Here is a 16984-nt window from a genome sequence, read left to right as displayed (position 1 = left end):
TATGTCAAATATTACAGTTAAAACAATGGCTCAATATATGGCCGAAGGCAAACAACCAGAAGTTTTGTTTTGGGTTGGATGTGCTGGAAGTTTTGATGATAGAGCTAAAAAAATAACACGTGCATTCGTTAAGATTTTAAATAATATTGGCGTAGAATTCGCCGTTTTAGGAACAGAAGAATCGTGTACAGGTGATCCTGCGAAACGTGCCGGAAACGAATTTGTTTTCCAAATGCAAGCCATGATGAACATCGAAGTTCTGAATGCTTACGAAGTGAAAAAAATAGTTACAACTTGTCCACATTGTTTCAATACCTTAAAAAATGAATACCCGAGTTTAGGTGGAGAGTATGAAGTTTTGCATCATTCTCAATATTTACAACAGTTAATCAACGAAGGTAAATTGAAATTAGAAGGCTCTGAAACGTTCAAAGGAAGACGAATCACTTTCCACGATCCTTGTTATTTAGGACGCGGTAACGATGTGTATGAAGCGCCTCGCGAATTAATCGAAAAATTAGATGCCGAGTTAGTCGAAATGAAACGTTGCAAAACACGTGGATTATGTTGTGGTGCTGGTGGAGCGCAGATGTTCAAAGAACCAGAAAAAGGAAACAAAGACGTCAATATCGAGCGTACAGAAGAGGCTTTAGAGAAAGAGCCACACATTATCGCAACAGGTTGTCCATTTTGTAATACAATGATGACTGACGGTGTAAAACACTTCGAAAAAGAATCAACGGTTATGGTAAAAGACTTAGCTGAGTTGATTATGGAAGCGAAAGATTTATAATCGAATTTTTAAAAAAATAATACTGATAAAAGCCATCTCGTTGAGATGGCTTTTTCATTTTAACTCAAAACATACAACTCATTACTCACTACTCAAAATTTCCGTATCTTTGAAACACAAATTTTAAATAAAGAGAAAATGAATTTAGCAGACGATTCAAGAATTTGGATTTTTCAAGCCAATCGTAAATTCTCAACAGAAGAAAAGCAAGCTATTACAGCTAAACTAAATACTTTTATAGCAGATTGGAATGCGCATGGTGCTGAACTTTTAGCTGATTTTGATTTACCTTACGATCAATTTATTGTAGTTGGTGTAGACGAAAATCAAGCAACAGCAAGTGGTTGTTCTATCGATAAATTAACGAAAATCGTACGTGAAATTGATGCAGATTATTCGTTTGATTTATTGAATAGAATGTTAGTTTCGTATGAAAATGAGAAAGAAGTTTTTATTGAAAAATTACCAACATTCAAACAAAAAGTAAAAGAAGGAGAAATCAAAAATGTAAAAGTTTTCAATAATGGAATTTCTTCTTTGAATGATTTTAAAAATAATTGGTTGTTACCAATCGAAGAAAGTTGGGCAAAAACATTATTAAATTAAACGTTTAAAATCCATAAAATATTAAAGCCGAGTTTCGAAATAAGCTCGGCTTTATTTTTGATAAAATATTGTTGAAAAAATACTATTTTTACGTAATAATAAATTAAAAATACTATGAAAAACAAAGGATGTCTTATTGGTGGAGTGATTCTTTTACTTCTTGCAGGAATCGTTTTCTGGGGAATTGGAGTTTCGAATACGATCAAAACAACAGACCAAGGTGTGCAAAAACAATGGTCGAATGTAGAAAATACATATCAAAAACGTTCAGATTTAGTTCCAAATTTAGTGAACACGGTTAAAGGTGCAGCGAATATGGAAAAAGAAACGTTAACAGCTGTAATTGATGCACGTGCAAAAGCGACTTCTAATCAAATTAAAATTGATGATCCAAGTCAATTAACAGATGCAAATATTGCGAAATTTCAACAAGCGCAAGATCAATTAGGATCTACATTAAGCCGTTTATTGGTTTCTGTTGAAAAATATCCAGATATTAAATTCAATCAAAATTTTACTTCTTTACAAGCAGAATTATCTTCTATCGAACAAGAAGTTTTATTTGAAAGAAAAAAATACAACGATGCTGCAGAGAAATTTAACAACATGATTGTAACTTTCCCTAACAGCTTAATCGCTGGTTTTACAGGTGCTACGAAAAAAGGTTATTTCAAAGCTGCTGCAGGATCTGAAAATGCTCCTAAAGTAGAATTCTAATCATTATGGGAAAAAAGAAACATAAATTTCTTTCTTCAAAAGATGAAAAAAAAATAATCGAAGCTATTCAGAAAGCCGAGAAAAATACAAGTGGGGAAATTCGAATTCATATTGAATTCGAATCTTCTCTCAATCATTTTGACAAAGCTTTAGAAGTTTTCGAGCAATTGGAAATGCATAAAACCAAAGATAGAAATGGTGTATTGTTTCATGTTTCGCCAACTGATCACAATTTTACAATTGTTGGAGACGAAGGAATTGACAATGTAACGCCAGACGATTTTTGGGACGATATAAAAGCAGATGTTGTCAAGCATTTCAAAAAAGAACATTATGTAAAAGGGCTTTGCAAAGGAATTAAGAAAACCGGCAAAGCACTTAAGAAATATTTTCCTCATCAAGAGGATGATACAAACGAATTACCAGATGAAATTAGCTACAGTTAAATACTTTTTTCTAACTTTTTTTCTTTCCATTTTAACTGTTTTTGGGCAAACACCTGATGAATTGGTTAATATGAAACATCCGCCTAAAAAGCTTGTGCAAGATTATGCACATGTTTTTGATGCAATGCAATTGGATGAATTAGAACGAAAATTGGTAGCCTATGATGATTCAACTTCTACGCAAATTTTGGTGTTAACAGTTGAATCTTTGGATGGTTATCCGTTAGAAATGTTTGCAAATGATATTGGTGAAAAATGGAAAGTTGGTACACAAGGAAAAGATAATGGAGTGGTAATTGTTTTGAGTGAACAAGATCGTAAGATTACGATTAGAACAGGTTATTCGGCTCAGATTTATCTACCACCAAGTGTCAACAAATCTATTATTGACAATGTTATTATTCCGTATTTCAAACAAGGCGATTACGCTGGCGGAATAAATGCTGGAGTCAATTCTATTTTTCAAGCTTTTGCAGGGAAATACAAACAAGACAAACCTAAATCTCAAGAACCAGAAATGGATTGGTTTGCATTGATTTTTGCCATAGGATTTTTCATTTTTATCTTCATTATTATTTCGAAAGGTAGAGGAGGTAATAATGGCGGAAATGGAGGTAGACGAAGAAGCTTGTTAGACGATATTATCATCATGAACACAGGAAGTTCTGTTTTCGGTGGCGGAGGTTTCGGCTCAGGAGGAAGTTCTTGGGGTGGATCATCTGGTGGAGGTGGCGGCTTTGGTGGCTTCGGAGGCGGAAGCTTCGGAGGCGGTGGCGCTTCTGGTAGTTGGTAATAGTTTTTATATGAATAAAAAAATACTTATTCTTTTAGTTGTAATTATAGCGTTCTTAAATATCTTTTTTTATTTCGGGAAATTATATTTTAATTTAAAGTATCCATTGTATGGTAATAGTAGTTTTAGTTCTAGTATAATTGTGTTTTTTTCTATATTAACAAGTATTGTTTTAGCATTTGTCTATAGAAAGATACCTATTGCATTTAGGTTTTTAATTTTTATATTATGTTTTTGTTTTATTTATTCTGTCTCGATTATATTTTTCAAGGACTTTTATATTAATGTAGATAAAGCTTTGGCAATAAATTATCCAATTAAGAATGCGAGTAAATATTATGATCACAATGATCCGATAATAAAATTAGAAGCTAATAATGGTAAGATTTATTATTATTTTCAAAAAACTTCGTTAGGAGATATTGAGATACCGAATAATGAAGTTGAAAATATAAGACTTAAAAAAAGTATTTTTGATTCTGAAGTATTATACTATTATATTAAATAAAACCAAAAATCCGAACGAAACCGTTCGGATTTTTTTAGGACTGAACATTATTCGTTAAATTCGTTTTCTAAATCAGTTTATGGAACTTCTAAATCATATTTACACCAATCAACGCAGTAATACAAACGATACGTCGGATGCGAGATCAGAATATCAGCGCGATTATGATCGTATTATTTTTTCGTCTGCCTTTCGTCGTTTACAGAACAAAACGCAAGTTTTTCCTTTGCCAGGAAGTGTTTTTGTTCATAATCGATTGACGCATTCGTTGGAAGTTTCGTCTGTTGGGCGTTCGATGGGAAATTTGGTTGGAAAGTTTATTTCCGAAAATTATAAATTAACAAAAGAGTCGCAAGAATTTTATAAATATAGCATTCACGATGTGATTTCGGCGGCGTGTTTGTGTCACGATATTGGAAATCCAGCTTTTGGACATTCGGGCGAAGATGCAATTGCCTCTTATTTTGATCGTCACGAAACAGATTTGAAACAATATTTTACTGAAGCCGAATGGGCTGATTTAATCAATTTTGAAGGAAATGCGAATGCAATCCGAATTTTAACACAACAACAAAATGGAAAATCGGAAGGAGGTTTGCGTTTGACATATTCTACGTTGGCTGCGATAGCAAAATATCCGTGCGAATCGGTTGCAAAAGATAAAAGTCAATTGCATCGAAAGAAGTTTGGATTTTTTCAGGCACAAAAAGATGCGTTCCGAACAATTGCTGAAAAAACGAATATGATTTTGGAACAAGATTCGCCAATTATTTACAAGCGACATCCGTTTGTATGGTTGGTAGAAGCGGCTGACGATATTTGTTATTCGATTATAGACGTTGAAGATTCGCAACGTTTAGGAATTATTGACCATGATAAATGCCGAAAATTATTTTTGAATTTAGTAGAATCTTTAGATCCTTCACAAATTGATAAAACAAAAAATACATTAAAATCTATTTCAGATAAAAATGATCGAATAGCGTATTTACGTGCCAAATCAATTAATTTATTGACGCAAAAATCGGTTGAAGTTTACCAAAATAATTTTGATCAGATTGTAAAAGGTGAATTTAAAACGGCGCTATTAGATGTCATTAAAAATGAAACGGAACAAGTAACGAAACGAGTTTTGGACGAAATTCAACGTTTCTCTATTGAAAACATTTACAACCATCGTTCTGTTCTCGAAATAGAAAATGCAGGTTATAATGTAATGTCTGAATTACTTTCGCAATTTATTCCACCAATTTTGAAAGATGAAAAAGAACGCAAAACGTTTGAGAAAAAAGCGTTGCGTTTAGTTCCTGCTCAGTTTTTGTATGAAAAAGGAACAAAGTATCAAAAAGTTATGGGAATTTTGGATTATGTTTCGGGAATGACTGATAATTACGCAACAGAATTGTATCGCCGTATCAAAGGAATTGAAATTGGAATGACGATCTAGTTACGAAATTAGAAATACGAGGTGGGAATTTTGTTATATTTTAAATAACTAATTTCAAGTTTCGTAAAACGAACTTCTAATTTCGAATAACGAATAACTAAATAACATCACACAATAATGAAAAATGTAACAATACGAGAAGCAAGAAAAGAAGATTGCCCTCGAATTTTAGAGTTAATTCACGAATTAGCTTTATACGAAAAAGCGCCAGAAGAAGTAACGGTAACCTTAGAAGAAATGGAAGAATGTGGTTTTGGAGATAAACCAGTTTGGGGCTCTTTGGTCGCAGAAGTGGACGGAAATGTAGAAGGAATTGCGTTGCATTACGACCGTTATTCAACTTGGAAAGGACGAAGATTATATTTGGAAGATTTAATTGTAACCGAAAAAATGCGCGGTTCTGGAATTGGAAAATTATTGTTAGATGAATTAATTGTTTACGGAAAAGCAAATAATTACCACGGAATGGTTTGGCAAGTGTTGGATTGGAATGAGCCTGCAATTAATTTCTACAAAAAATACAATGCTGATTTTGATCCAGAATGGATTAATGTTTCAGTGAATTTTTAACCAATAAAAAAGACTCAAATCATATGATTTGAGTCTTTTTTATTTTGCTTACCGCTATTTCATAAATCCTTCATACCATTTCCACAAAATAATACCTGTACAAACAGAAACATTTAAAGAGTGTTTTGTTCCAGATTGTGGAATTTCGATACACGTATCACATTGATCAATGATTGATTGTTGTACACCATCAACCTCATTTCCCATCACAATTGCATATTTCTGAGATTGGTCAACTTCAAATTCATTCAACAAAACAGAACCTTCTGTTTGTTCAATCGTTACAATTTGGTAACCATCTTCTTTTAGTTTTGTAACCAATTCATTCGAATCTTTTACATATTCCCAATCAACAGAATTTTCTGCACCAATTGCCGTTTTATGAATTTCTTTATGTGGCGGAGTTGCTGTAATTCCACACAAATAAATTTTATCAATTAAAAATGCATCCGAAGTTCTAAAAACCGCACCAACATTGTGCATACTTCTTACATTATCCAACACCACAACAATCGGATGTTTTTCAATAGCTTTATATTCTTCCGCAGAAACGCGACCTAATTCGTCTAATTTTAGTTTTCTCATCACTTCGTTTTTAACTAACTTAGCTGTTCAAAATTTATAATAATTTGACAAAAGTAGTAAAGAATAAGGAAACTCCTCTAATGAAACAATATAACACGATTAAGGCGAAATATCCTGATGCGATGTTGTTGTTCCGTGTGGGAGATTTTTACGAAACATTTGGAGAAGATGCTGTGCGAGCTTCTCGCATTTTAGATATAGTTTTAACGAAACGCGCCAACGGCTCTGATAATAGTGCTTTGGCAGGTTTTCCTCATCATAGTTTGAATACTTATTTGCCAAAATTGGTGAAAGCTGGTTTGCGTGTTGCAATTTGCGATCAGCTCGAAGATCCAAAGATGGTAAAAGGTATCGTAAAACGAGGTGTTACAGAATTGGTTACGCCTGGTGTTGCATTGCAAGATGAGGTTTTGTCGTCAAAATCGAATAACTTTTTGATGGCTGTTCATCAAGGTGATAAAGCTTTTGGAATAGCTTTGTTAGATGTTTCGACTGGAGAATTTTTAGTTTCTGAAGGACAAGAAGATCAAGTGGCAAAAATTATTCAATCGTTTCGTCCAAGTGAAGTGATTTACCAGAAACGTGTCAAATATAATTTTTCTGATGTCAAAAGTAAATTTTTGTTGGATGATTGGGCTTTTCAATATGATTTTGCAATTGATAAATTAACCAATCTTTTCAAAACTAAGAATCTTAAAGGTTTTGGAATCGAGGATTTAAAAGATGGAATTATTTCTGCTGGTGCTATTTTAGCTTACTTGGACGATACGCATCATTTCGAAATTCAGCACTTAACATCTATTCAGCGTCTTAATCAAGATAGTTTTGTTTGGATGGATCCATTTACGATTCGCAATCTCGAATTGGTTTATTCTCCACACCCAAAAGGTGTTACGTTATTAAATGTTTTAGATGATACCAAAACTCCGATGGGTGCTCGTTTATTGAATCGTTGGATGGTGATGGTATTGAAAGATTTGAAATCAATTCAACGTCGTCAAAATATTGTCGAATATTTCTACAAATTTGGAGATTTACGTTACGATCTACGCGAAAAATTAGGTCAATTAACCGATTTAGAACGTTTGGCTGGAAAAGTTTCGACAGGAAAAATTACACCTCGTCAATTACAACAATTAGCACAAAGTCTTAAAATTTCGGAAGAAATAAAAGAAGTTGCTGAACAATCAAATATCAAACAAGTTTCGGATTTATTTTCTCGAATCGAACCAATTGATCATTTAACGCAAAAGATTTTTGATACACTTTCTGACGAACCTCCGCATCAAATTGTAAAAGGAAATGTGATTAGAGAAGGTGTTTCAGAAGAGTTGGATCGATTACGAAAAATTCAGTTTTCTGGGAAAGATTATTTGGATCAAATGTGTCAACGTGAAACAGAACGAACTGGAATTTCGTCCTTGAAAATTGCGTTCAATAATGTGTTTGGTTATTATATTGAAGTTCGAAATACGCACAAAGATAAAGTGCCAGAAGAATGGATTCGTAAGCAAACTTTGGTGAATGCAGAGCGTTATATTACCGAAGAATTAAAAGAGTACGAAACACAAATTCTTGGTGCAGAAGAAAAAATTCTTGCAATAGAAAATCAATTATTTATTGAATTGTTACAAGAAATTATCACTAAACTTTTACCGATTCAACAAACGGCAAAAGCAATTGCTTTTTTGGATGTTTTGTCAACTTTTGCAGAAATAGCAGAGAAAAATAATTATACTAAACCGTCTCTTAATGATGGTTTTGAACTAAATATAAAAGAAGGTCGTCATGCTGTGATTGAGCAACAATTACCAATTGGTGAACAATATGTGTCGAATAATGTTGAGTTAAATTCAGATCATCAACAAATTATTATGATTACTGGACCAAATATGTCTGGTAAATCGGCACTTTTACGTCAAACTGCTTTGATTGTTTTGATGGCGCAAATAGGAAGTTTTGTTCCAGCACAAGCAGCAGATTTAGGAATTATTGACAAAGTTTTTACTCGAGTTGGTGCTTCAGATAATATTTCGTCAGGCGAATCGACGTTTATGGTCGAAATGAATGAAACGGCAAGTATTTTAAATAACATTTCGGAACGAAGTTTGATTTTGTTGGATGAAATTGGTCGAGGGACTTCTACGTACGATGGTATTTCAATTGCTTGGGCAATTGCAGAATTCCTACATCAAAGTGCTTTGAAACCAAAAACATTGTTTGCTACACATTATCATGAATTGAATGAAATGTCAAAATCGATGGAACGTATCAAAAACTTTAATGTCAGTATCAAAGAAACAAAAGATACAATATTATTTTTGAGAAAATTAGTTCCAGGAGGAAGTGAGCACAGTTTTGGTATACATGTTGCTAAAATGGCTGGGATGCCGAAACGAGTGGTGGACAGAGCGAATGATGTGTTGAAAGTTTTGGAAGCGACGAAAACAGATGAAGGAATCTCGAATAAAACGGAGAAAATAACGCAAGATAATATGCAATTAAGTTTCTTTCAGTTAGATGATCCAATTTTAGAATCGATTCGAGAAGAAATTATGAACACAGATATTAATACTTTAACACCTGTTGAAGCATTGATGAAATTGAATGAAATCAAAAAGAAACTCGGTAAATAAACTTAAAAATATGAAGAAAATAATTTTAACAGCTGCAGGAGCTTTAGTCTTAGCTTCTTGTGCTACAAATCCAGTTACAGGACGTAAATCGTTGTCATTAGTATCGAACGCTGATTTATTTCCGACAGCTTATAATCAGTATTCTCAAGTTCTTAAACAAGGTAAAGTGATTACTGGTACTGCTGATGCAAAAATGGTGCAAACAGTAGGGGAACGTCTAAAATATGCCGCTGAAAAATATTATCAAGAAAAAGGAATATCTTCTCAATTACAAGGTTATCAATGGCAATTTACGTTGTTGAATGCAAACGAAGTAAATGCGTGGTGTATGCCTGGAGGTAAAGTTGCAGTTTATTCAGGTATTTTGCCTGTTACCAAAGATGCAACGGGATTGGCTGTTGTTTTAGGTCACGAAATTGGTCACGCTTTGGCTGGTCATAGTGCGGAGCAAGCTTCTCAGCAAATGGCAGCACAAGGTTTAGGACAAATTGTAGGTGGATCTATTGGAAATGCAGAATATGCAAAAGTTTTTGAACAATTATATCCTGTAGGTGCACAAGTTGGTTTACTAAACTATTCTCGTAAAATGGAATTAGATGCTGATGTTACAGGATTGTATTTAATGGCGATGGCTGGTTATGACCCTTCTCAAGCAATTCCTTTTTGGGAACGTATGGCTGCGAAAAGTGGAAATGCTGGAGTTTCAGAATTTTTGAGTACTCACCCTTCTGATGCTACGCGTATGGCTAAAATAAAGGAAGCCTTACCAACTGCTTTAGCATATTACAATGCAAGTCCGTATAAAGGAAAATAGAATAGTTTTTATTCATTTATAAAATATAAGCGAGTTAATTTGATAAATTGATTCGCTTTTTTTATATTTAGTATTCAAAACCACAATTAAAATTAAAATGATTAACAATTTTAGAATCAATTCGTTTTCTGAATATAAGAAAGCGTATAAAAAAAGTGTCGAGGAGCCTGAAAAATTTTGGGATAAAATTGCTGGAAACTTCGTTTGGCAAAAGAAATGGGACAAAACACTTGAATATAATTTTGAACAAGCAGATTTTAAATGGTTTCAAGGTGGACAACTAAATATTACCGAAAATGTTTTGGATCGTCATTTAGAAAAAAATGGAAACAAAACCGCTTTAATTTGGGAACCAAATAATCCTTTAGAAGAATCTCGAATTATTACATATCGTCAATTGCATTCAAAAGTTTGTCAATTTGCGAATGTCTTAAAAAATAATGGTGTACAAAAAGGAGATCGTGTGTGTATTTATATGCCAATGATTCCAGAATTAGCCATTGCAATGTTAGCTTGCGCGCGTATTGGTGCGGTGCATTCTATTGTTTTTGCAGGATTTTCTTCTGCTGCTATAGCCTCTCGTATCAACGATGCGCAATGTAAGGTTTTGGTGACAGCAAACGAAGTTTTTCGTGGAACGAAATCAATTAACTTAAAATCAATTTGTGATGAAGCCTTAAAAGATTGTGCTTCTATTCAGTCGTGTATTGTTTATCGTCGTGCTATAGAGCCTACTTCTATGGTTGGTGGACGAGATAAATTTTGGATTGATGAAATGCATAAGGTAGACGATAATTGTCCTGCGGAAATTATGGATGCCGAAGATCCTTTGTTTATTTTGTATACTTCTGGTTCTACGGGAAAACCAAAAGGAATGGTGCATACATGCGGTGGATATATGGTAGAAACGGCTTATTCGTTCGATAATATTTTTCAAATGGAGCACAACGATATTTATTGGTGTACAGCAGATATCGGTTGGATTACGGGACATAGTTACATTATTTATGGACCTTTGGCTTGTGGAGCAACTTCGGTAATGTTCGAAGGAATTCCAAGTTTTCCTGATTTTGGACGTTTTTGGGAAATTGTCGAAAAATTAAAAGTGACACATTTCTATACAGCTCCAACAGCAATTCGTTCGTTAGCTCGTGAATCGTTAGATTATGTCGAGAAATATGATTTATCAAGTCTTAAAGTTTTAGGATCAGTTGGTGAACCAATTAACGAAGAAGCTTGGCACTGGTTTAATGATTATATTGGAAAAGGAAATTGTCCAATTGTAGATACATGGTGGCAAACCGAAACAGGTTCGATTTTGATTTCGCCATTAGCAGGAATTACGCCGCTTCGTCCAACGTTTGCAACATTGCCACTTCCTGGAATTCAGCCAGTTTTAATGGATGAACAAGGAAAAGAAGTAGAAGCAGTAAATGAGAAAGCAGAAGGACGTTTAGCAATTAAATTTCCTTGGCCATCTATGGCTCGTACTATTTATGGTGATCATAAACGTTATGTAGAAACTTATTTTTCAACATTTCCAGGATATTATTTTACAGGAGATGGAGCTTATCGCGATGTAATGGAAAATTATCGAATTACAGGACGTGTAGATGATGTGGTGATTGTTTCTGGACATAATTTAGGAACTGCACCAATAGAAAATGCAATAAATGAACACGAAGCTGTAGCAGAAAGCGCAGTTGTTGGTTATCCTCATGATATCAAAGGAAATGCATTATATGCTTTCGTGATTTTACAAGATGGAGTACAAGGTTCACCAGAACTTGAAGCAGAAATAAAAAATGGAGTTTCTAAATTAATTGGAGCAATTGCAAAACCAGATAAAATACAGTTTGTTTCAGGTTTACCAAAAACGCGAAGTGGAAAAATTATGCGCCGTATTTTGAGAAAAATTGCAAGTAACGAAACTGATTTTGGCGATACTTCAACATTATTAGATCCAGATGTTGTAACTGTTATTCAGAAAGGAAAAGTTTAAAGTAAGGCTGAGGTTAAGATTTAGCCTAAGTTTATCAAAATAATTTTCAAAACAAAAAGCATTACCCAAAAAGTAATGCTTTTTTGGTTTGATTATTTTGGATAAATTTTCTTATCTAAATTTCCTTTATATAGCCGAGATTCAATGCATTTTTTGTAATTTTGTAGACTTTTTAAAGGTATGATAAAAATTTCACCAGTTTTAGAATCGTATTTAGATCATCATGTGGATCAAGAACCTGAAATCTTGAGCCGTTTACGTGTTGAAACTTATCAATGTACAACGCAGCCACACATGATTTCGGGCGAATATCAAGGTCGTTTGTTAAGCATTTTGTCGAAGATTTTAGCGCCTAAAACTATTTTAGAGTTAGGAACTTTCACAGGTTACGCAACATTGTGTTTGGCAGAAGGTTTGACTGCTGATGGAAAAATCATTACGATGGATAAAAATGATGAGTTAGAATATCTTTGCAGAAAGTATTTTGATGAATCAGAATTTGCTTCAAAAATTGATTTCAGAATCAATGATGCGCGCAAAGAATTGAATACAATTGAAAAAGATTCTGTAGATTTAGCTTTTATTGATGCCGATAAAGAGAGTTATCCTTATTATTTCGAGAAGGTATTGGAACTTCTTCGTCCCGGAGGAGCAATGTTGGTTGACAATGTGTTGTGGTACGGAAAAGTGATGATGGAGGAGGAAGATAAGAAAGATCCTTCGACAAAAATCTTGAAAGAATTTAATGAGATGGTAACGAAAGATGAACGTGTCGAATCGATCATTTTACCAATTCGTGATGGAATTACATTAATTCGAAAAAAATAATGAAGTACGCCATTTGTCAAGTAAGTGTTGCGCCATTGCGCTCCGAAGCAAGAGATTCATCAGAAATGGTGAGTCAGGTTTTGTTTGGAGAAAAGTTGATTATTTTAGAAGAATTAGAAAAATGGACGAAAGTTCAGTTAGCTTTTGATGGTTATGAAGGTTGGCTTGATCCAAAACAAATTGTAGAAATTTCGGAAGAAGAATATAATAAAGATTCAATCGAGAAATTTGCTATCAATCCGTACAATCATGCGATGGAAAGTGGCTTGCCAATGACTTTGACAATTGGAGCTGAGGTTCGTGCTTTGAATGAAAGTAAAATCAAAATTGGTCCAAAATGTTTTGAATATTTTGGGGTATATACTTCTGGTAAAAAATCAAAAGATCAATTGGTCGAAATAGCAAAAGCCTATCTAAATGTGCCTTATTTATGGGGCGGAAAATCTTCTTTTGGAATTGATTGTTCTGGTTTAACGCAACAAGTGTACAAAATAGGAGGTTACAAAATTCCGAGAGATGCTTATCAACAAGCGGAAATGGGCGAAGTTTTGAGTTTTGTAGAAGAAGCAGAACCTGGAGATTTAGCTTTTTTTGATAATGCAGAAGGTCGAATTATTCATGTCGGAATTATGTGTGGAAATGGAAAGATTTTACATGCACACGGAAAAGTTCGCATTGATCCAATTGATACAAATGGAATTTTCAATACCGATTCTCAAAAATATTCGCATAAATTGCGATGCATTCGAAAATTAATTCCTTAATAATAGAGTAAAAATCATTTCATTCGAAATGATTTTTTTGTTTTAATTGAAATCAAATCTAAATAGGACATAATCAGTGATTAAACTATTTTTTAATTGGATTTAGCTGTAACTTTATTAAACACTAATCGATTGAAATAATGTCTATAAAAATTCCTGAAAATTTAAAAGGGTTATCTGATTCTGAAGTTAAAAAAGCTCAAGAACAATACGGAAATAATGCGATAAAAAGTGATCAAAATTCTGCTTGGTACAGCTTATTGTTTGATATTCTAAAAGAACCAATGACGTTAATTTTGATTGCTGTATCAATTATTTATGTGTTGGTTGGTGATTTGGGCGAAGCTGCATTTATGTTTGTGGCGATTGTTGCGGTGACAGGAATTTCTTTTTACCAAGATTCTCGTAATCAAAAAGCTCTGCAAGAGTTGGAAAAGTTGAACGAACCTTTGAGTTCTGTTATCCGTAATGGACGATTAGTTGAGATTCCAACACACGAAATTACAATTGGTGATTTGTGTGTGACGGAAGAAGGAAAAATGATCAATGCGGATGGGAATATTGTTCATAGTAATGATTTTTCGGTGAACGAATCTGCTTTAACAGGCGAAAGTATGTCGGTTTTTAAAGATACAGATCATCCAGAAATTTACAGTGGAACCTTGACGGTTTCTGGATTGGCTATTTTTGAAGTGACGGCTATTGGAGCAGAAACAAAATTAGGGAAAATAGGAACCTCAATTTTATCTATAAAAGAAGAGAAGTCGCCTTTGCAATTGCAGATAGAAAAATTTGTGAAAGGAATGGCAATCATTGGAATCATTGTTTTTGTAATGGTTTGCGGATTCAATTATTTTCAAACAAGAGACATTGTAAGCAGTTTATTAAACGGTTTGACTTTGGCAATGTCTATTTTACCTGAAGAAATTCCAGTTGCATTTACCACATTTATGGCATTGGGTTCATGGAAATTATTACGCGAAGGAATTATTGTAAAAAAGAGTAGCGTTGTCGAAACTTTAGGAAGTACAACTGTTATTTGTAGTGATAAAACAGGAACAATTACAGAAAATTCGATGAAATTGAAAGCTATTTATGATGCAAAAACGTCTTCTGTTTTTGATGAAAATCAATTCAAAAATGTCGAAATTTATGAGATTATACAATATGCGATGTGGAGTAGTGAACCTGTTCCGTTCGATCCTATGGAAAAAACGTTGCACCGAGTTTACGAACAAACGCAGCTTGATGAACGTAATCAATATCAAATGTTTTTCGAATATCCTTTATCTGGGAAGCCTCCCATGATGACACATTGTTTTAAAAATAAAGATAATCAACGAATAATTGCGGCAAAAGGTGCTCCAGAAGCAATTCTGAATGTTTCAAACTTATCTGAAGAAGTAATAAATCAATTAAAAAAAGTAATTGATGATTTTGGATTAAAAGGTTTTCGACTTTTAGGTGTTGCGAAATCTAATTTTGAAGAGGATAATTTTCCAAAACATCAACAAGATTTACCCTTCGAATTTTTAGGATTCGTCGTTTTTTATGATCCTCCAAAAAAAGGAATTAATACTGTGTTTCAACAGATTTATGATGCGGGAATAAAAGTAAAAGTGATTACGGGTGATAATGCTGAAACAACAAAAAGTATTGCAGAACAGGCTGGAATTTTACATGCAGAAAATAGTATTACAGGAAGTGAAATTGCTCAACTTTCGGAGAAAGATCTGTTACAAACGGCTCATGATAAAGTGTTGTTTGCTCGTATGTTTCCTGAAGCGAAATTGGCTGTTGTAAAAGCGTTGAAAGAAGATGGAGAAGTAGTGGCAATGTTGGGTGATGGGGTTAATGATGGACCAGCCTTGAAAGCGGCTCATATTGGAGTGGCGATGGGTGAAAAGGGAACAGAAATAGCGAAACAAGCTGCTCAATTGATTTTGACGAATGATGATTTAGGTAAATTAGTAGTCGGAATCGCTGCTGGAAGACGTATTTATACGAATCTCAAAAAAGCTGTTCAATATATTATTTCTATTCATATTCCGATTATTTTAATTGTTTCGTTGCCATTATTTTTAGGTTGGGCTTTTCCACAAATTTTTACGCCAGTTCACGTTATTTTCTTAGAATTGGTAATGGGACCAACATGTTCTATTGTGTATGAAAATGAACCATTGGAAAAAGATTCGATGAAAAGAAAACCTCGTCCGATGACCGAAACTTTCTTGAATTGGAAAGAGCTTTCAACAAGTATTATTCAAGGAATTATAATTACATTAGGATTGTTGTTTGTATATCAATATACTTATCAACTTGGAGGAAATGAAGAGAAAACACGTGCAATGGTTTTTACAACGTTAATTTTCTCGAATGTTTGGTTGAGTTTAACTAATCGCTCATTTTATTATAGTTTGTGGTCAAGTTTCCGAAACAAAAATAATTTAATGGTCTATGTCACAGTTTTGACATTAGTAATACTTTTTGCCATATTGTATATACAGCCAATTTCATTGTTTTTTAAAGTAACTTCATTAAATCTAAATGAATTAGGAATCGCGATGCTTGTAGCAATGCTTTCTGTACTTTGGTTCGAAGTGTATAAATGTATAAAACGTAGAAGAAAAATTGAATAAATAGTGATATTTAGGTTTATTGATTCGTTATAACGAATCAATAAACTCAACTGTTTTAGCCAAAGTTGGCGTTTTATTTTCTTTGTAAGGTGTATGTTTTGCATCAGGAACAAGATAACTTTCTTTTCTTCCTTTTACATTGTTGATAATTTTATTTACTTGCTCAATCGAACCATATTCATCATCAATTCCTTGAATAACCAAAGTTGGACATTCGATATTTTTTAATTCTTCTCGAATATCAAAATCAATAAAATCTGGGCGTAACCAAGTTTCTGTCCACATCTCAAAAACTTTCTGCGTTTTATCGCCATGATATTTTGTCAAACGTTCTTTCAAATTAGTTTCTGCATATGCAATTTTAGCATCTCTGATTCCTTGCAATGAAATTTCTTCCACAATAATGTGCGAACCAACGACAATGATTCCTTTTAAATTTTGATGATATTTTGAAGCGTAAAGCAACGTTATCGAGCCACCATCGCTATGTCCAAATAAAATAATGTCTTTGAAGTTGAAATGTTGAACCAAATCATTTAGAAAATCTGCTTCATCATGCATATAGGTTAATTCGCGATGATTAATTGTAAAAGGCGACGATTTTCCATAACCTTTTCTATCGTAGATAAATAAATTACAATTCGTTTTTTCGGCAACTTCTTTCGGGAAATCTCTCCAAAGTTGCGTAGAACCTAAAGAATCGTGTAAGAAAATAAGAGTTGGTCTTTCTGGATTTATTTCGTGGTGATAATAATGAATATTGGCGTTGTTGATTTCTAAACTGTTTTGGCTCTCCATTTTTGTTGTGATTTTTTCGAAAGCTAAAGATAACAAAA

Annotated in this window: 15 protein-coding genes; 13 read left to right on the top strand and 2 right to left on the bottom strand. The window is 33.5% G+C overall.

Annotated elements, in window-relative coordinates; translation table 11 throughout:
* Nucleotide 1 precedes the first annotated feature (1 nt).
* The 7 genes from FH779_RS12885 to FH779_RS12855 all read left to right on the top strand — a co-directional run bounded on the left by FH779_RS12885 (nt 2) and on the right by FH779_RS12855 (nt 5880).
* Nucleotides 2-793: a (Fe-S)-binding protein gene (locus tag FH779_RS12885; RefSeq protein WP_115001475.1), complete on the top strand. Its 792-nt coding sequence runs from the start codon at nt 2-4 to the stop codon at nt 791-793.
* A 138-nt stretch (nt 794-931) separates the two neighbouring features.
* Complete coding sequence (locus tag FH779_RS12880) at nt 932-1399, top strand: ABC transporter ATPase (RefSeq protein ID WP_115001473.1); 468 nt, start codon at nt 932-934, stop codon at nt 1397-1399.
* A gap of 114 nt (nt 1400-1513) precedes the next feature.
* Nucleotides 1514-2116: a LemA family protein gene (locus FH779_RS12875; protein WP_180904995.1), complete on the top strand. Its 603-nt coding sequence runs from the start codon at nt 1514-1516 to the stop codon at nt 2114-2116.
* A 5-nt stretch (nt 2117-2121) separates the two neighbouring features.
* A complete protein-coding gene (locus FH779_RS12870) occupies nt 2122-2562 on the top strand; it encodes a TPM domain-containing protein (RefSeq protein ID WP_180904994.1) in 441 nt (146 codons plus the stop codon).
* Nucleotides 2543-3355 carry a TPM domain-containing protein gene (locus FH779_RS12865; RefSeq protein WP_180904993.1) on the top strand — a complete coding sequence of 271 codons (813 nt, stop codon included), beginning with the start codon at nt 2543-2545 and terminating at the stop codon, nt 3353-3355. Before FH779_RS12870 ends, FH779_RS12865 begins: the two co-directional genes overlap by 20 nt.
* Nucleotides 3356-3942: 587 nt before the next feature.
* Complete coding sequence (locus tag FH779_RS12860) at nt 3943-5310, top strand: deoxyguanosinetriphosphate triphosphohydrolase (protein WP_180904992.1); 1368 nt, start codon at nt 3943-3945, stop codon at nt 5308-5310.
* Nucleotides 5311-5427: 117 nt separating this feature from the next.
* Nucleotides 5428-5880 carry a GNAT family N-acetyltransferase gene (locus tag FH779_RS12855; protein ID WP_180904991.1) on the top strand — a complete coding sequence of 151 codons (453 nt, stop codon included), beginning with the start codon at nt 5428-5430 and terminating at the stop codon, nt 5878-5880.
* A 54-nt stretch (nt 5881-5934) separates the two neighbouring features.
* Here the strand turns inward: FH779_RS12855 and FH779_RS12850 are convergent, their stop codons facing one another.
* On the bottom strand, nt 5935-6465 hold the full coding sequence (locus FH779_RS12850) for an RNA methyltransferase (protein WP_180904990.1): 531 nt from the start codon (nt 6463-6465) through the stop codon (nt 5935-5937).
* A gap of 80 nt (nt 6466-6545) precedes the next feature.
* Here FH779_RS12850 and mutS point away from each other — a divergent pair, with 80 nt between their 5' ends.
* From mutS to FH779_RS12820, 6 genes are all read left to right on the top strand, one after another.
* Complete coding sequence (mutS, locus tag FH779_RS12845; RefSeq protein WP_180904989.1) at nt 6546-9101, top strand: DNA mismatch repair protein MutS; 2556 nt, start codon at nt 6546-6548, stop codon at nt 9099-9101.
* A 10-nt stretch (nt 9102-9111) separates the two neighbouring features.
* Nucleotides 9112-9915: a M48 family metallopeptidase gene (locus tag FH779_RS12840; RefSeq protein WP_180904988.1), complete on the top strand. Its 804-nt coding sequence runs from the start codon at nt 9112-9114 to the stop codon at nt 9913-9915.
* Between the two features lie 97 nt (nt 9916-10012).
* Nucleotides 10013-11917 (top strand): acetate--CoA ligase, encoded by a 1905-nt coding sequence (acs, locus tag FH779_RS12835; protein ID WP_180904987.1) that lies wholly within the window; start codon nt 10013-10015, stop codon nt 11915-11917.
* 180 nt (nt 11918-12097) lie between these two features.
* The gene (locus tag FH779_RS12830; protein WP_180904986.1) at nt 12098-12745 is read left to right on the top strand and encodes an O-methyltransferase; all 648 of its coding nucleotides are present in this window, start codon (nt 12098-12100) and stop codon (nt 12743-12745) included.
* A complete protein-coding gene (locus FH779_RS12825) occupies nt 12745-13509 on the top strand; it encodes a C40 family peptidase (protein ID WP_180904985.1) in 765 nt (254 codons plus the stop codon). Before FH779_RS12830 ends, FH779_RS12825 begins: the two co-directional genes overlap by 1 nt.
* 140 nt (nt 13510-13649) lie before the next feature.
* Nucleotides 13650-16148, top strand: a complete 2499-nt coding sequence (locus FH779_RS12820; protein WP_180904984.1) for a cation-translocating P-type ATPase — start codon at nt 13650-13652, stop codon at nt 16146-16148.
* Nucleotides 16149-16175: 27 nt separating this feature from the next.
* Here FH779_RS12820 and FH779_RS12815 read toward each other — a convergent pair whose 3' ends face one another.
* Nucleotides 16176-16946: an alpha/beta fold hydrolase gene (locus tag FH779_RS12815; RefSeq protein WP_180904983.1), complete on the bottom strand. Its 771-nt coding sequence runs from the start codon at nt 16944-16946 to the stop codon at nt 16176-16178.
* Nucleotides 16947-16984 lie beyond the last annotated feature (38 nt).

The sequence above is a fragment of the Empedobacter falsenii genome, assembly GCF_013488205.1.
Lineage (GTDB): Bacteria > Bacteroidota > Bacteroidia > Flavobacteriales > Weeksellaceae > Empedobacter > Empedobacter falsenii_C.
Note: the sequence above shows the minus strand (reverse complement) of the source record. Positions and strands in the feature narration are given on the sequence as shown.

Coding starts and splice junctions, on each gene's coding strand:
- FH779_RS12885 (WP_115001475.1), top strand. CDS start 2: ATGTCAAATATTACAGTTAAAACAATGGCTCAATATATGGCCGAAGGC.
- FH779_RS12880 (WP_115001473.1), top strand. CDS start 932: ATGAATTTAGCAGACGATTCAAGAATTTGGATTTTTCAAGCCAATCGT.
- FH779_RS12875 (WP_180904995.1), top strand. CDS start 1,514: ATGAAAAACAAAGGATGTCTTATTGGTGGAGTGATTCTTTTACTTCTT.
- FH779_RS12870 (WP_180904994.1), top strand. CDS start 2,122: ATGGGAAAAAAGAAACATAAATTTCTTTCTTCAAAAGATGAAAAAAAA.
- FH779_RS12865 (WP_180904993.1), top strand. CDS start 2,543: ATGAAATTAGCTACAGTTAAATACTTTTTTCTAACTTTTTTTCTTTCC.
- FH779_RS12860 (WP_180904992.1), top strand. CDS start 3,943: ATGGAACTTCTAAATCATATTTACACCAATCAACGCAGTAATACAAAC.
- FH779_RS12855 (WP_180904991.1), top strand. CDS start 5,428: ATGAAAAATGTAACAATACGAGAAGCAAGAAAAGAAGATTGCCCTCGA.
- FH779_RS12850 (WP_180904990.1), bottom strand. CDS start 6,465: ATGAGAAAACTAAAATTAGACGAATTAGGTCGCGTTTCTGCGGAAGAA.
- mutS (WP_180904989.1), top strand. CDS start 6,546: ATGAAACAATATAACACGATTAAGGCGAAATATCCTGATGCGATGTTG.
- FH779_RS12840 (WP_180904988.1), top strand. CDS start 9,112: ATGAAGAAAATAATTTTAACAGCTGCAGGAGCTTTAGTCTTAGCTTCT.
- acs (WP_180904987.1), top strand. CDS start 10,013: ATGATTAACAATTTTAGAATCAATTCGTTTTCTGAATATAAGAAAGCG.
- FH779_RS12830 (WP_180904986.1), top strand. CDS start 12,098: ATGATAAAAATTTCACCAGTTTTAGAATCGTATTTAGATCATCATGTG.
- FH779_RS12825 (WP_180904985.1), top strand. CDS start 12,745: ATGAAGTACGCCATTTGTCAAGTAAGTGTTGCGCCATTGCGCTCCGAA.
- FH779_RS12820 (WP_180904984.1), top strand. CDS start 13,650: ATGTCTATAAAAATTCCTGAAAATTTAAAAGGGTTATCTGATTCTGAA.
- FH779_RS12815 (WP_180904983.1), bottom strand. CDS start 16,946: ATGGAGAGCCAAAACAGTTTAGAAATCAACAACGCCAATATTCATTAT.